Raw genomic sequence first — 14,093 nt, 5'->3', positions numbered from 1 at the left:
GTCGGGACTCAGTAGCGAAGGGCGATCGATACGCCGGCAACGGCGGCATTGACGGGAAACCTGGCGGGATGGAGGAGGGGTTTGGCGAGGAACACGTCGTAGCTGGCGTTGCCCCACGGGCTGCCGTACGCGCCGATTTGTCCGCGCAGGCCGATGACCGCACCGGCCAGCCGGGTGCCGGGGAGGTAGCGGGCGCTCGGGCCGAACACGCGGCCGTAGTCCAAGCCCGCATACACGGCGTGTGCAGTCGCCGCGATCGGCACGTGCAACTCGTTACGAAGGAAGAAGCCGCGCTCGGCGCTCAGGGTCTGGTCGCCAGTGAAGCCGCGGACGCTGTAGCGGCCGCCGATCGCTATCTGGTCGACGGCCCATAAGGCGTCGGCGGTGGTCTGTCCGTGGAGCGTGCCGACATACCGGATGGGCAAACGCCCCAAGGGGAGCGGCACGGACCACTGCACGTCCAGGGTGACCATGCGGTACCGATACGTCTGCTTCGTCGGCTGGCCGGTGGCGGGGTCGCGCAGGTCGTCCTGCGCGCCGAACCACGGCATGCCCTGCCGGTAGTTCAAGGCAAGGTCCGCTTGCGCCGTGCCGAGATATTGCCGGCGCGTTGCACCGATCTGCAGATAGGTGTTGTTTCGATACTGCTGGGAAATCTCGAAGTCTTCGATGAAGCTCCGGCCGAATCGGCGGCCGAGCCGCGCGTCAAGCGCTGTCTTGCCGCCGCTGTCGCGCTGAACGACACGCTCCAGCCGTAGCTCGAGCGTTTGGTTGCGTCCGCTCGACACGAACGATTCGTTTGCACCCGCAATGCGTTGGAAGTACGCGCGCGTGCTGCCGAAGATCGAGACGGTGTGGTAGCCCCAAGGCACCGAGTAGCTGGCGCTCGCGCCTCGGGTGCCGAACCGGTCGTCGCCCGTCGACAGGTCGTGCTGGACGGAGACGTCCAGCAGGTCGTTCAGGCCGAGCGGATTATCGAGACCGATCGCCAGTTGCCCCTGCAGGCGCCCGGTGTCGCGCGTACCGCCGTTGTCGACGGAGGCCAGCAGGCGCCACGGCCGCGTCCGTTGTATGTCGATCAGCACGTCGCTCGAACCGGGCGCGTCACCGGGCTCGATGCGAATATCGGCATCCTGGCTCGGCAGGCGCTTGAGTTGTTCGAGTCCCTGCTCGAGCGCGCTCAGCGAGAGCAAGTCACCGTCGCGCAAGGGGACTGCCGACCGCCAGGTGCCGCGTGTGGCCGGATCCGAGAAGCGCACCGCCGAGACGGTGCCGGGGATGACCTGAAGCGTCAGATGCCCATCGGCCATATCCTGCTCGGGAACGATCACGCGTGTGGTGACCCAGCCCTCGGCCAGGATCGCTTCGGTGGCCTCTGCGGCCACCCGGGCCACCCCGTTCGTGCCGGCGCACTGTCCGACGAACGGGGCGATCGCTGCTTCGACAGACGCGAAGGGCGCTGGCAGCGGGGCGCCGCCGAGGCCCGTGAGCGTGACGCTGCGCAGCACAACGCAGGGCGATTCGGCGGGAAGCCGCAGGTTGTCTTGCGCGGCCAGTGCGCCGTCGGGGAGGGCAGGCAGGCGAACGTCGGGCGCGTCGGCGCGTCGTTCGCGCTCGTCGGCCTCCCGGCGTTGGCGCTCCAGTTGTTCGTCCTGTACGCCTTGCCGCACGGCGTCGTGCAACGCGGACGGGCGGCCTTGCGCGATGCCGGTCGGGCACTGAAGCGCGAGCCCACACGCCAGCAGGCTCGCGCGCAGGACGGCCGGTGTGCAACGGACGTGGGGGACGCGAGGAGCGTAAGGAAGGTAAGGGACTACGGCGCCAAGGCGGCGATGCAGCAATGCGATGAAGACCGGACGGTCACGATGTACCACGGATGATGTTGCCCTTTTTTGTAGTCGAAACGGGGCATCGCGACATCACGCGCACGCCGGAATCCGCCATGGCGGAGATCGACGCGCACGCAGACGCGAATGCGCAAAAAGGGCGCAACAGTGAGCACGGTGAACATGCAGCAGCCGGGGGGGCTTACACCCTGGCGTCAGGCCAGAGGTTGGAAGGAACCGTGAGTGACACGACGGCGAGAATTCTGGCAGACGAGCATTGCCAAATATTTCGGTTTTGGACCCATGGACGAAGTTTCGGAATCGTCCGATGACCGCCTCAGACGATTCACCTTCTAAGGGCTTTCCCGACCCGTTGAACATCAGGGTCTGACCACCTTGCCGGCCGTAATTTTTTTCGCTAGTATTTTAGGTATAAACTATTTACGATTTAACAAAGATCGGCAAACGCGACGCGATCTGTGAATCCGGAGGCTGGAGATGAATATCGTCTGTATCGGTGGCGGTCCCGCGGGCCTGTATTTCGGGTTGTTGATGAAGCTGCGCGACCCGTCGCATCGTGTGGTGGTGGTCGAGCGAAATCGGCCCTACGATACGTTCGGCTGGGGGGTCGTGTTCTCCGATGCCACCATGGACAACCTTCAGGAAGCCGATCCCGAGAGCGCCGCGCAGATCAACGCCGCCTTCAACCGGTGGGATGACATCGACATCCACTTCGAAGGCCGCACGATCACCTCGGGCGGTCACGGCTTCATCGGCATTGGCCGCAAGAAGCTGCTCAACATCCTTCAGGCGCGCTGCGAAGCGCTCGGCGTCGAACTGGTCTTCGAGACCGATGTCGACGACGACGAAGCGATCGCCCGCCGCTATCAGGCCGATCTGGTGATCGCCTCCGACGGACTGAACAGCCGCATCCGCACGCGTTACGCCGACACCTACCGCCCGGACATCGACACGCGTCAGAATCGTTTCGTCTGGCTCGGTACGCATCAACGCTTCGACGCTTTCACGTTCGCCTTCGAGAAGACCGAACATGGCTGGTTTCAGGCGCACGCCTATCAGTTCGATGCCGACACGTCGACGTTCATCGTCGAGACGCCCGAGGAAGTCTGGCAGGCTCACGGCATCGATCAGATGAGCCAGGAAGAGGGCGTGAAGTTCTGCGAAAACCTCTTCGCGAAGTACCTCGGCGGCCATGAACTCATGAGCAACGCCAAGCACCTGCGCGGCTCGGCCATCTGGATCCGCTTCCCGCGCGTGATCTGCGAACACTGGGTGCACTGGCGCGATGTCGACGGCAAGCGCGTGCCCATCGTCCTCATGGGCGACGCCGCCCACACCGCGCACTTCTCGATCGGCTCGGGCACCAAGCTCGCGCTGGAAGACGCCATCGCGCTTGCGGACGGTCTGCGCACCCAGGGCATCGATGCCCTGCCGCGCGTGCTGGCCGACTACGAAGCCACGCGCGGCGTCGAAGTGCTCAAGATTCAGAACGCCGCCCGCAATTCGACGGAGTGGTTCGAAACCGTCGAGCGCTACGCTCGCTTCGCGCCGGAGCAATTCGCCTACTCGCTGCTCACGCGCTCGCAACGGATCTCTCACGAGAACCTGCGCGTGCGCGACCCCGCCTATGTCGAAGGCTTCGAAGACTGGCTCGCCACGCGCTCCGGCGTGACGCGCGCCGACGGCCAGCAGGCGATTCCGCCGATGTTCACCCCGTACCGGGCACGCGAACTCACGCTCAAGAACCGTATTGTGATGTCGCCGATGGCCATGTATTCGTCGGTCGACGGTGTGCCGGGCGACTTCCACCTCGTACACCTGGGCAGCCGCGCGCTGGGCGGTGCGGGCATGATCGTCGCGGAGATGACCTGCGTGTCGCCCGACGCACGCATCACGCCGGGATGCCCCGGCCTGTGGAACGATACGCAACGCGACGCGTGGAAGCGCATCGTCGACTTCGTGCACGCAGGCAGCGACGCCAAGATCGCCATGCAGATCGGCCACGCTGGTCGCAAAGGTTCGACGCGCCTGGCCTGGGATGGTATCGACCAGCCGCTCGACGACGGCAACTGGCCGCTGATCTCGGCCTCGCCGCTACCTTACATCGAGGGCGTGTCGCAGACGCCGCGCGAGATGACCCGCGCCGACATGGACCGCGTCAAGGACGACTTCGTGCACGCCGCCCGCCGCGCTGCCGAGGCGGGGTTCGACTGGCTCGAATTGCACTGCGCTCACGGCTATCTGCTCTCGAGCTTCATTTCTCCGCTCACGAACCAGCGTCAGGACGAGTACGGCGGCTCGCTGGAGAACCGACTGCGTTATCCGTTGGAAGTCTTCCATGCGGTGCGCGACGTGTGGCCGGCGGCCAAGCCGATGTCGGTGCGGATTTCGGCGCACGACTGGGTCGAAGGCGGCATCACGCCGGACGACGCCGTGACAATCGCGCGCGCTTTCAAGGATGCCGGTGCGGATCTGATCGACTGCTCGTCGGGCCAGGTCAGCAAGGACGAGAAGCCGGTCTACGGCCGCATGTTCCAGACGCCGTTTGCCGACCGTGTGCGCAACGAGGCCGGCATTCCGACGATGGCGGTGGGCGCGATTTTCGAGGCGGATCACGTGAACAGCATCATCGCGTCGGGCCGTGCCGATCTGTGTGCGCTGGCGCGACCGCACCTCGCCGATCCGTTCTGGACGCTGCACGAAGCCGCGAAGATCGGCTACAAGGATCTGCCATGGCCGTCGCAGTACTATGCGGGCAAGCGGCAGTACGAGACCAATCTGGAGCGTGCGGCTGCCTACGCTCAACAGATCGGTAAATAAGGACAGTTCATGACGTCAACGACAATCTCGGCCGGCGCGTCGCCAGCATCGCTGGCGGGCGTGCACGCGTTGGTGACGGGCGGCGCGCGCGGCATTGGCGAAGCCGTGGCGCGGTCGCTGCTTGCGCAGGGCGCACGAGTGACGCTGCTCGGGCGCAACCAGGCCACGCTCGCGAGCGGTGCACACGCCTTGGCCGCGCATGGCGAGGTGGCTTGGGTCAGCGCGGATATTTCGGACGCCGCCGCCGTCGCCGCGGCCTTTGCACGCGCGGCCGGCCGCTTCGGCCCGGTGCAGGTGCTGGTGAACAACGCGGGGCAAGCACTCAGCGCGCCATTCGGCAAGACGGACAGTGCGCTCTGGCAACAAATGATCGACGTCAACCTGACGGGGACGTTCCACTGTATTTCCGCCGCGCTGCCCTCGATGCTGTCGGCCGGGTGGGGCCGCATCGTGAACGTGGCGAGTACCGCCGGGCTGATCGGTTATCCGTATGTCACGGCGTATTGCGCGGCCAAGCACGGCGTGGTCGGGCTCACGCGCGCACTGGCGCTCGAAGTGGCGAAGAAAGGGGTGACGGTGAATGCCGTTTGCCCGGGGTATACGGAAACGGATATCGTGCGCGACGCGGTGGCCAATATCGTCGCGAAGACCGGTCGCGGTGAAGACGATGCGCGCGCCGAGCTGGCCCGCCGCAATCCGCAGGGCCGTCTCGTGCAACCGCAAGAGGTGGCGGACGCCGTGCTGTGGCTCTGCCAGCCGGGCGCCGGTGCCGTGACAGGACAATCGATCGCGGTGGCAGGCGGTGAAGTGACCGTCGGCTAAGCGGCCATGCACACACTATTTGAGGAGATCGGCCAATGAGTGACGTGAAACTGACGATGGCGCATCACAAGCGCACGTTCGCGAACTATGAAGCCAAGCACTTTCTGTGGTCGGTGTCGAACGACGCGCAAGGGCGCGCGAGCGTGGGCACGATCACGCTGAACCGTCCCGACAAGAAGAATCCGTTGACGTTCGACTCGTATGCGGAGTTGCGTGATCTGTTTCGAGGTCTGGTCTATGCCACGGACATCAAGACGGTCGTTGTGACCGGCGCGGGCGGCAATTATTGCTCGGGCGGCGACGTTCACGAAATCATCGGCCCGCTCACGCAGATGAGCATGCCTGAGCTGCTCGACTTTACGCGCATGACGGGCGATCTGGTCAAGGCGATGCGCGCCTGTCCGCAGCCGATCGTCAGCGCCATCGACGGGATTTGTGCCGGGGCCGGGGCGATGATGGCGCTCGCCTCCGACATGCGTCTGGGCACGCCGCAGGCGAAGACGGCGTTCCTGTTCGTGCGCGTGGGGCTGGCCGGCGCCGACATGGGCGCGTGCACGCTGCTGCCGCGCATGATCGGACAGGGCCGCGCGTCGGAGTTGCTGTACACCGGTCGCGTGATGACGGCCGAGGAAGGCCTGCAATGGGGCTTTTTCAATGCCCTGCATGACAGCGGCACCGTGCTCTCGGCCGCGCAGACGCTGGCCGACCAGATCGCCTGCGGCCCGACGTTCGCGCACGGCGTGACCAAGAAGCTGCTGCATCAGGAGTGGAACATGGGCGTGGACGAGGCCATCGAGGCCGAAGCCGAAGCGCAGGCCATCTGTATGCAGACGAAGGATTTCCGCCGCGCTTACGACGCTTTCGTCGCCAAGCAGAAACCGGTGTTCAAGGGCGACTGACGCGAGCGAGACGATGAGCGATATCACTCCCCAAAACGCGCGCAATGGCGACTTTCTGGCATGGCCGTTTTTCGACGAGGCGCATCGCCGGTTGGGCGCGGAACTCGACGCCTGGTGCACGCGCGAACTGAAGGTCGATCACCACGCGGATACCGATGCGACATGCGTGTCGCTGGTGCGCCAACTGGGTCGCGCAGGCTGGCTGAAGTATTGCGTGAGCGCGCGTCATGGCGGCGCGTTGGAACAACTGGATTCGCGGGCGTTGTGCGTGCTGCGCGAGACGCTCGCGCGTCACGACGGACTGGCTGACTTCGCCTTTGCGATGCAGGGATTGGGTAGCGGCGCGATCACGCTGGCGGGCAGCGAGGCGCTCAAGCAGCGCTATCTGCCGCGCGTGGCCTCGGGCGAGGCGATTGCGGCGTTTGCGCTCTCGGAGCCGAACGCCGGGTCGGATGTGGCCGCGATGGCGTGTTCGGCCACGCGCGATGGCGACGACTACGTGCTGAACGGCGAGAAGACGTGGATTTCGAATGGCGGCATCGCGGACTTCTATTGTGTTTTCGTGCGTACGGGCGAGGCGCCCGGCGCCCGCGGTATCAGCGCGTTCGTGGTGGATGCCGACACGCCGGGGCTGACGATTGCCGAGCGAATCGATGTGAGCGCACCGCATCCGCTGGCGCGTCTGAAGTTCGAGAACTGTCGTGTGCCGGCTTCGCAGCGTTTGGGCGAGGCGGGGCAGGGCTTCAAGGTGGCGATGATGACGCTGGATATTTTCCGCGCGTCGGTGGCGGCGGCGGCGCTGGGCTTTGCCCGTCGCGCGCTCGACGAAGGGCTGGCGCGCGCGAAGTCGCGCGAGATGTTCGGGCAGACGCTCGCCGATTTCCAGATCACGCAGGCGGCTTTGGGCGAGATGGCGACGTCGGTGGACGCCGCGGCGTTGCTGACGTATCGCGCGGCCTGGCAGCGTGACGTGCAGGGGCAGCGCACGACACGCGAGGCGGCGATGGCGAAGATGTTCGCGACGGAGTCGGCGCAGCAGGTGATCGACCGCGCGTTGCAGATGTTCGGCGGCGCGGGCGTGGTGTCGGGCGCGATCGTGGAGCGTCTGTACCGTGAGATTCGCTCGCTGCGGATCTACGAAGGGGCAACGGAAGTACAAAAACTGATCATCGCGCGCGAACTGCTCAAGGACGGCTGAGCGCGGTCTGTGGCGGCGCGCAGGCGCCAAGCTTGATTACCGGGGGCAAGGAGAAGCACATGGAACGATCTGGACATCTCGACACTTTCGCGCGCGACAATCTGCCGCCCGCGGATCAGTGGCCCGAGTTTCTGCTGGACAATCCGGACGTGGCGTACCCGGCGCGTATCAATTGCGCCGCCGAATTACTGGATCGCGCGATCGCGCAAGGTCGCGGCGAGGCGCCTGCGATTTATTCGGTGGAGAACGGTCAGCCGACGGTCACGACGTATTTCGGTTTGCGTGAGAGAGTCGACCGCATCGCGCACGTGCTGCGCAACGACATGGCGCTGGTGCCGGGCAATCGCGTGCTGTTGCGCGGACCCAATAACCTGTTCATGGCGGCCGCGTGGCTGGCGGTGATCAAGGCGGGGCTGGTGGGCGTGCCGACGATGCCGTTGCTGCGCGCGAAGGAACTCAAGCAGATCGTCGACAAGGCGGAGGTCGGCGCGGCGCTGTGCGACGGACGTCTGAAGGATGAACTGGAGTTCAACCGCCGGGCGGACCATGAGTATTTCTGTCCCGCGTTGACGCAGGTGGTGTATTTCCACGACGTGGGTGAGGACTCACTGGAGGCCCGCATGGCCCGCCAGCCGGCAAGCTTCGAAGCTTGCGATACGGCGGTGGACGATGTCTGCCTGATCGCTTTCACGAGCGGCACGACGGGGCAGCCGAAGGGCACGATGCATTTCCATCGCGATGTGTTGGCAATGTGCGATCTGTTTCCGCGTCATGTGCTCAAGCCGGGGCCGGACGACATTTTCTGCGGCACACCCCCGTTAGCGTTCACTTTCGGTACGGGCGGCCTGTTGACGTTCCCGTTGCGCGTCGGCGCGGCGACGGTGTTGTTGGAGAAGCTCACGCCGGACAGTCTGCTGCAGGCGATCGAGCAGTACCGCGCGACGATCTGTTTCACGGCGCCGACGTTCTATCGTCAGATGGCCGTGCTGGTGGGCAAGTACGATCTGTCGAGTCTGAAGAAGACGGTGTCGGCGGGGGAGGCGTTGCCGGATGCGACGCGTCAACTCTGGAAGCAGGCGTCGGGTATCGAGATGATCGACGGCATTGGCGGCACGGAGATGATTCATATTTTCATCTCGGCGGCGAACGGCGACGTGGTGCCGGGCGCGATCGGCAAGCCGGTGCCCGGCTATATCGCGATGATCGTGGACGAGAACATGCAGCCGCTGCCGCCGGGCAAGGTAGGCAAGCTGGCGGTGAAGGGGCCGACGGGATGTCGATATCTCGCGGACTCGCGTCAGACGAATTATGTGAAGAACGGCTGGAATCTGCCGGGCGACACGTTCCGTTGCGACGAGGCCGGTAATTATTACTATCAGGCGCGCTCGGACGACATGATTGTGTCGGCGGGGTACAACATCGCGGGCCCGGAAGTGGAGTCGACTTTGCTGCAGCATCCGGCGGTGGCGGAGTGCGGGGTGGTGGGCGCGAGCGACGAGGCGCGCGGTCAGATTGTGAAGGCGTATGTGGTGCTCAAGGCGGGCGAGCCGCGCGACGACGCGATGGTGAAGGCGCTTCAGGAGTATGTGAAGGCTAACATCGCGCCGTACAAGTATCCGCGGGCGATTGAATTTGTCGATGCACTGCCGCGCACGGAGACGGGCAAGCTGCAGCGCTTCAAGCTGCGGCAGATGGCGCATTGAGGTGCATTGAGGCGAGGGCGGGGCGCTCCAGTTGGCGCCCACTCACGTTGACGCGGTGTGACGACGAGGCATGCGGGGGGAGAGGATATGTCGGAAGCTGAGGTGGCGGCGCACGCGTTTGTGAAGCCGTTGTTGGTGCGGTTCAAGCATTGCGATCCGGCCGGGATTGTGTTCTATCCGCGCTATTTCGAGATGATGAACGATCTGGTCGAGGACTGGTGCGCCGAAGGGCTGGGTCTGTCGTTCGGCGAGATGCATTTGCGTAATGCGATGGGTGTGCCGACGGCGAACATTGAGTGTCGCTTCAGTGCGCCGAGTTTTTTGGGCGAGACGCTCCAGCGTTCGCTGGAGGTCTCGCGTCTGGGTCGTTCGTCGATGACGTTGCGCATCCGGTTTTCCGGAGCGAACGACGAGACGCGTTTGCAAGCCACGCTGGTGTTGGTCTGGGTCGCGAAGGGCGAGGGCGGCAGGCCCGCCCCGATCGCGGTGCCCGACGCCCAGCGCGCGGCGATTGTGCGCTTTGCCGCACCTGATTCTGTTATTGAAGGAGTGTCCTGATGCTGCAAGTTCTGCAACCCCCCGAATGGGCGAAGCCGCGCGGCTATGCGAATGGCATGGCTTTCGAGATGACGGCGGGCAGCCGCATTGTGTTTGTCGGCGGTCAGATCGGCTGGAATGGGCAGCAACGTTTCGAGACGGACGATTTCGCGCTGCAGGTGCGTCAGACGCTTGAGAATATTGTGGCGATTCTGGCGGAGGGCAACGCGAAGCCGGAACATATCGTTCGCATGACGTGGTATGTGAAGAATAAGCGCGAGTATGTGGAGTGTTATCGCGCGATTGGGGAGCATTATCGTGCGGTGATCGGTCGTCATTTCCCGGCGATGACGGCGGTGGAAGTGGCCGATCTGGTGGAGGACGAAGCGAAGGTGGAGATCGAGGTGACGGCGGTGGTGCCGGCGGCGTAGCCGTTGGAGATGTTGGGTCGGTGAAGGGGGGAAGCAGGATGGCGGGCATGGTCTGACGACGCCGGTTTTTCCTCTCGAAATGCGGCTTATGGCGAATCCGGCTGGGTTGGGGTTTGTCCGTAAGCCGTTTTGCTTTTCAGGACATATAGTCGTTATAGGCACACGTTGCGTGAGCGATCGGTGGCGATCCCGCCGGGAGGTACGCAATCATGAATGAAAACGCGTCGCTATCGCGCGGCAGGGGTTGGCTGTGGCTGTTGTTGCTGCCTTTCGCTGGCGTTCTGTGGGTGCCGTTCTACAACCGGCTCGAGCCGTCTCTCTTCGGTTTCCCGTTTTTCTATTGGTATCAGTTTGCGTGGGTGTTCGTGACCGCGCTGCTTACGGCGTGGGTGCATCGGCGCACGGCGCCGGCTGACGCTGCGACGGGAGGTCGATCATGAACTGGACGGCCACGGTGGTTTTTGTCGCGCTGTTTGTGTTTGTCACGATCGTGGGGTTCGTGGCGGCGCACTGGCGACGCGGGGATCTCGCGCAGCTCGACGAGTGGGGGCTGGCAGGGCGACGCTTCGGCACGATTGTCAGTTGGTTTTTGCTCGGCGGCGATTTGTATACGGCTTATACGTTTATCGCCGTGCCGGCGTTGGTGTTCGGCGCTGGGGCGCTGGGGTTCTTCGCGTTGCCGTACACGATTCTGGTGTTTCCGTTTGCGTTTGTGGTCTTTCCGAAGCTTTGGCAGGTGTCGCGGAAGCACGGCTATGTGACGGCGGCGGATTTCGTGAGCGCTCGCTACGGCAGCGGTTGGCTGGGGCTGGCCATCGCGGTCACGGGGATCGTGGCAACGATGCCGTACATTGCCCTGCAACTGGTGGGGATCGAGGTGGTGATCGGTGCGCTGGGTTTTCACGCGACCGGATGGCTGGGCGATTTGCCGCTGATTATCGCGTTCGTGATTCTCGCTGCTTACACGTACACAAGTGGCTTGCGTGCACCGGCGTTGATCGCGATTGTGAAGGACACGCTGATTTATCTGACGATTATCGCGGCGTTGATCGTGATTCCGATTCGCCTGGGCGGAATGTCGCATGTGTTCGCGGCAGTCCCCGCAGGGAATCTGCTGCTGAAACCGCCATCAGGCGGTTCGCTCGCAGGCTACAGTGCTTATGCAACGTTGGCATTGGGCTCGGCGTTTGCACTGTTCCTGTACCCGCACTCGATTACGGCACTGCTCAGCGCAAAGAGCGGTAATACGATTCGACGCAATATGGCGCTGTTGCCCGCCTATACGCTGCTGCTCGGGTTGATCGCTTTGCTGGGGTACATGGCGTTGGCCTCGGGGGTGAAGTCGATGCCTCAGTTCGCGCCTTATTTCGCGCAATACGGGACGAATTTTGCGGTGCCGGCGCTTTTCCTCTATGCCTTCCCTTCGTGGTTTGTCGGCGTGGCATTCGCCGCTATCGCCATCGGTGCTTTGGTCCCCGCCGCCATTATGTCGATCGCCGCCGCGAATCTCTATACACGTAATGTGCATAAGGAATTCCTGAATAAATCGGTGTCCGCTGCGCAGGAGACGCTGATCGCAAAACGTGTCTCGCTGGTGGTGAAGCTCGGCGCGCTGTTCTTCGTGCTGTTCTTGCCGCTCCAATACGCGATTCAGCTTCAACTGCTTGGCGGTATCTGGATCATTCAGACGCTACCCGCTATCGTGCTCGGACTTTATACGCGTTGGCTGGATCACCGCGGCCTGATGATCGGCTGGCTCGCCGGTATCGCCGTCGGTACCTGGATGGCCGCTTCCACAGGCTTCAAGTCGTCAGTCTTCGCGCTGCACATCGGCTCGCTTACGATGCCCGGCTATGCCGCACTCTATTCGCTCTTCATCAATCTGGTTGTTGCTGTGCTGGTGACGGCGCTCGTCAAGGTGCTCGGCATGCAACCACGCTCTGATGCCACCCAGCCAGAGGATTATTCGGACGCAGTCCACTCTTGATGAGGTGTTTTGCTGGCGGATCTGGGACTCAACACCACTCCCCTAGACGGACCGGGGCCCCTTTCCGCCTCTCAAACATAAACCCAACTCGCTGCAGAAAGGGGCCCCGGTCCATCCCCCTCCACGCCCCCAGTCCCCCATATGCAAAACGCCGGGCTCTCCCCGGCGTCTTCGCTGTCCCGCACTTGTCTTTCGCTACCGCTTAGCTTATGCGGCCTTTCTCGCTGAGCGCACCGCCTCCAACGCCGCTCGCGTCAACACATACGTGCCCGGCAAATCCTGCTCGTCACAGTTGTGTCCCTCTCCACCCCGATCCACCACCACGAAGTCGCTCACCTCATCCAACGCCAACAACGGGTGATGCCACACGCCACGCGCATAGTTCACCCCCTGCCACCCCTCCGAAACAAACGCCCTCATCTGACTCACATCCAATTCGCCCGCCGGCGCTACCACCACCAGGTACGGCGTCGTCTTCAACGGTATGAACGCCTGACTCCCCAACGGATGCCGCTCCAACATCTTCACCTCATACGGCAACTGCCTCGGCTGGCCACGAAACACATTGACCAACGTGCGCCCGCCCTCCGGCCCCAAATCTACCGTCGCCAAATCGTGAAACCGCTCCGTCGTCCCGCCATTGATCCCGAAATGCCTCGCCCCCGACAACTCGATCACATCGCCAAACGGCGCAAACGCCTCTCGCGTCAATCGCTCGATCTTCAACGCCGCTCCCGCCATGTCACTCTCCTTTTTTTCCCTTTTTCATTTCCCCTCTCGCAAACGTCGCCCGCCGCGAGAGGGATGCATTCACGCTTACGCTTTCTTTTCGCTCAACCGGCCCCACAACCGCAAACGCGATACGCCACCGTCCGGAATGATGTTGAAGCGAATGTGCGTGATCGCCCCCAGCTTCTGTACCTGCTCCTCAAAGCCGAATTGCTTGTCCATCGCCAATTTCTGCTCAGGCAACAGCTCGGGCCAGAACATCGACTGCGTAATCAAGGACTGCTCGGTGCCGCCCGTCACATACGCCGCCTGAATGGAACAACGGTCCGGAAAGTTGCCCTTGAAGTGCGCCGTGTCCACTTCGATCTTCGCAATCTCGCCCGGCTGCGCCAAGGCAATGATCGCCCAGTCGTTGCCCGGCTCCCGACGACGACGCGTCTCCCACCCATCGCCCATGTTCACCCCTCGGCCCGGCATCAACAGGTTCGACGCCATCCCGAAATGCTGGTTGTTCGCCGCCACGACGTAACCACCGTTCTCCATCGCGATGAGGTCGATCAACTCGTCACGCGAGCGTCGCGCCCAATCGCTCTGCGGCAAGCCATACACGCGCAAACGCGCCAAACCACCATCGGGGTACAGGTTCACTCGCACATGGGTCACCGCGCGCGACTGCGTGATCGCATGGTAGTGGTGCGCATTGCCCTGCAAGCTGGTCGACGCCAGCAATTCGAACCACTCGGCCTTCTCGCCCGGGGCGCCGTCCGGGCTGTGGCAACCCTCGAGCGACGCGGCCGGCGGAAAGTTGCCGGTGAAGTGGCTGGTGTCGAGGTCAACGCCAAACAACACGCCCGGTCGCGCCAGCTTGACCACACACCAGTCGTAGCCGTTCACACGCTTGCGACGTGTCTCCCAACCATCCATCCACTTGCCGTTGTCGTCGTATTTGCCCGGGATGAACACGGCCGGCTCAGGGTTGAGCATGCGCTCCTTGGCCGCGAAAAACTCGTCGCTGGCCTCCAACGCCTGCGCACCCAGGCGCGGATCAGCCAAGTTGACGTAACGGCGCACAAATTCCGGTGCGTTCGGGTCTTGCGGGGCGAGGGCCATGTTGCGTTTG

General features: G+C 63.6%; 12 protein-coding genes. 9 read left to right on the top strand and 3 right to left on the bottom strand.

Annotated elements, in window-relative coordinates; genetic code table 11:
* Window positions 1-8 precede the first annotated feature (8 nt).
* Window positions 9-1,874: a ShlB/FhaC/HecB family hemolysin secretion/activation protein gene (locus PCE31106_RS06795; protein WP_150562803.1), complete on the bottom strand. Its 1,866-nt coding sequence runs from the start codon at window positions 1,872-1,874 to the stop codon at window positions 9-11.
* A 450-nt stretch (window positions 1,875-2,324) separates the two neighbouring features.
* Here PCE31106_RS06795 and PCE31106_RS06790 point away from each other — a divergent pair, with 450 nt between their 5' ends.
* From PCE31106_RS06790 to mctP, 9 genes are all read left to right on the top strand, one after another.
* Window positions 2,325-4,667: a bifunctional salicylyl-CoA 5-hydroxylase/oxidoreductase gene (locus PCE31106_RS06790; RefSeq protein ID WP_150562802.1), complete on the top strand. Its 2,343-nt coding sequence runs from the start codon at window positions 2,325-2,327 to the stop codon at window positions 4,665-4,667.
* 9 nt (window positions 4,668-4,676) lie between these two features.
* Complete coding sequence (locus PCE31106_RS06785) at window positions 4,677-5,489, top strand: SDR family NAD(P)-dependent oxidoreductase (protein WP_017231827.1); 813 nt, start codon at window positions 4,677-4,679, stop codon at window positions 5,487-5,489.
* A gap of 35 nt (window positions 5,490-5,524) precedes the next feature.
* On the top strand, window positions 5,525-6,388 hold the full coding sequence (locus PCE31106_RS06780; protein WP_017231828.1) for an enoyl-CoA hydratase family protein: 864 nt from the start codon (window positions 5,525-5,527) through the stop codon (window positions 6,386-6,388).
* A 13-nt stretch (window positions 6,389-6,401) separates the two neighbouring features.
* Window positions 6,402-7,586 carry an acyl-CoA dehydrogenase family protein gene (locus PCE31106_RS06775; RefSeq protein ID WP_017231829.1) on the top strand — a complete coding sequence of 395 codons (1,185 nt, stop codon included), beginning with the start codon at window positions 6,402-6,404 and terminating at the stop codon, window positions 7,584-7,586.
* Between the two features lie 59 nt (window positions 7,587-7,645).
* Window positions 7,646-9,289, top strand: coding sequence for an AMP-binding protein (locus tag PCE31106_RS06770; RefSeq protein WP_150562801.1), 1,644 nt, complete (start codon window positions 7,646-7,648; stop codon window positions 9,287-9,289).
* 87 nt (window positions 9,290-9,376) lie between these two features.
* Window positions 9,377-9,847, top strand: coding sequence for an acyl-CoA thioesterase (locus tag PCE31106_RS06765; RefSeq protein WP_017231831.1), 471 nt, complete (start codon window positions 9,377-9,379; stop codon window positions 9,845-9,847).
* Window positions 9,848-9,849: 2 nt separating this feature from the next.
* Window positions 9,850-10,257, top strand: a complete 408-nt coding sequence (locus tag PCE31106_RS06760) for a RidA family protein (RefSeq protein WP_026131573.1) — start codon at window positions 9,850-9,852, stop codon at window positions 10,255-10,257.
* A 209-nt stretch (window positions 10,258-10,466) separates the two neighbouring features.
* Window positions 10,467-10,697, top strand: a complete 231-nt coding sequence (locus PCE31106_RS06755; protein WP_150562800.1) for a DUF3311 domain-containing protein — start codon at window positions 10,467-10,469, stop codon at window positions 10,695-10,697.
* Window positions 10,694-12,244, top strand: a complete 1,551-nt coding sequence (gene mctP / locus PCE31106_RS06750) for a monocarboxylate uptake permease MctP (protein WP_150562799.1) — start codon at window positions 10,694-10,696, stop codon at window positions 12,242-12,244. The genes PCE31106_RS06755 and mctP overlap by 4 nt, the downstream gene beginning before the upstream one ends.
* A 207-nt stretch (window positions 12,245-12,451) precedes the next feature.
* Here mctP and PCE31106_RS06745 read toward each other — a convergent pair whose 3' ends face one another.
* A complete protein-coding gene (locus PCE31106_RS06745) occupies window positions 12,452-12,985 on the bottom strand; it encodes an ureidoglycolate lyase (RefSeq protein WP_150562798.1) in 534 nt (177 codons plus the stop codon).
* A 75-nt stretch (window positions 12,986-13,060) separates the two neighbouring features.
* A complete protein-coding gene (gene alc / locus PCE31106_RS06740; RefSeq protein WP_150562797.1) occupies window positions 13,061-14,083 on the bottom strand; it encodes an allantoicase in 1,023 nt (340 codons plus the stop codon).
* Between the last annotated feature and the right edge of the window lie 10 nt (window positions 14,084-14,093).

Source organism: Pandoraea cepalis, from assembly GCF_902459665.1.
Classification (GTDB): Bacteria; Pseudomonadota; Gammaproteobacteria; order Burkholderiales; family Burkholderiaceae; genus Pandoraea; species Pandoraea cepalis.
Note: the sequence above shows the minus strand (reverse complement) of the source record. Positions and strands in the feature narration are given on the sequence as shown.

Coding starts and splice junctions, on each gene's coding strand:
- PCE31106_RS06770 (WP_150562801.1), top strand. CDS start 7,646: ATGGAACGATCTGGACATCTCGACACTTTCGCGCGCGACAATCTGCCG.
- PCE31106_RS06790 (WP_150562802.1), top strand. CDS start 2,325: ATGAATATCGTCTGTATCGGTGGCGGTCCCGCGGGCCTGTATTTCGGG.
- mctP (WP_150562799.1), top strand. CDS start 10,694: ATGAACTGGACGGCCACGGTGGTTTTTGTCGCGCTGTTTGTGTTTGTC.
- PCE31106_RS06785 (WP_017231827.1), top strand. CDS start 4,677: ATGACGTCAACGACAATCTCGGCCGGCGCGTCGCCAGCATCGCTGGCG.
- PCE31106_RS06765 (WP_017231831.1), top strand. CDS start 9,377: ATGTCGGAAGCTGAGGTGGCGGCGCACGCGTTTGTGAAGCCGTTGTTG.
- PCE31106_RS06780 (WP_017231828.1), top strand. CDS start 5,525: ATGAGTGACGTGAAACTGACGATGGCGCATCACAAGCGCACGTTCGCG.
- PCE31106_RS06755 (WP_150562800.1), top strand. CDS start 10,467: ATGAATGAAAACGCGTCGCTATCGCGCGGCAGGGGTTGGCTGTGGCTG.
- PCE31106_RS06745 (WP_150562798.1), bottom strand. CDS start 12,985: ATGGCGGGAGCGGCGTTGAAGATCGAGCGATTGACGCGAGAGGCGTTT.
- PCE31106_RS06775 (WP_017231829.1), top strand. CDS start 6,402: ATGAGCGATATCACTCCCCAAAACGCGCGCAATGGCGACTTTCTGGCA.
- alc (WP_150562797.1), bottom strand. CDS start 14,083: ATGGCCCTCGCCCCGCAAGACCCGAACGCACCGGAATTTGTGCGCCGT.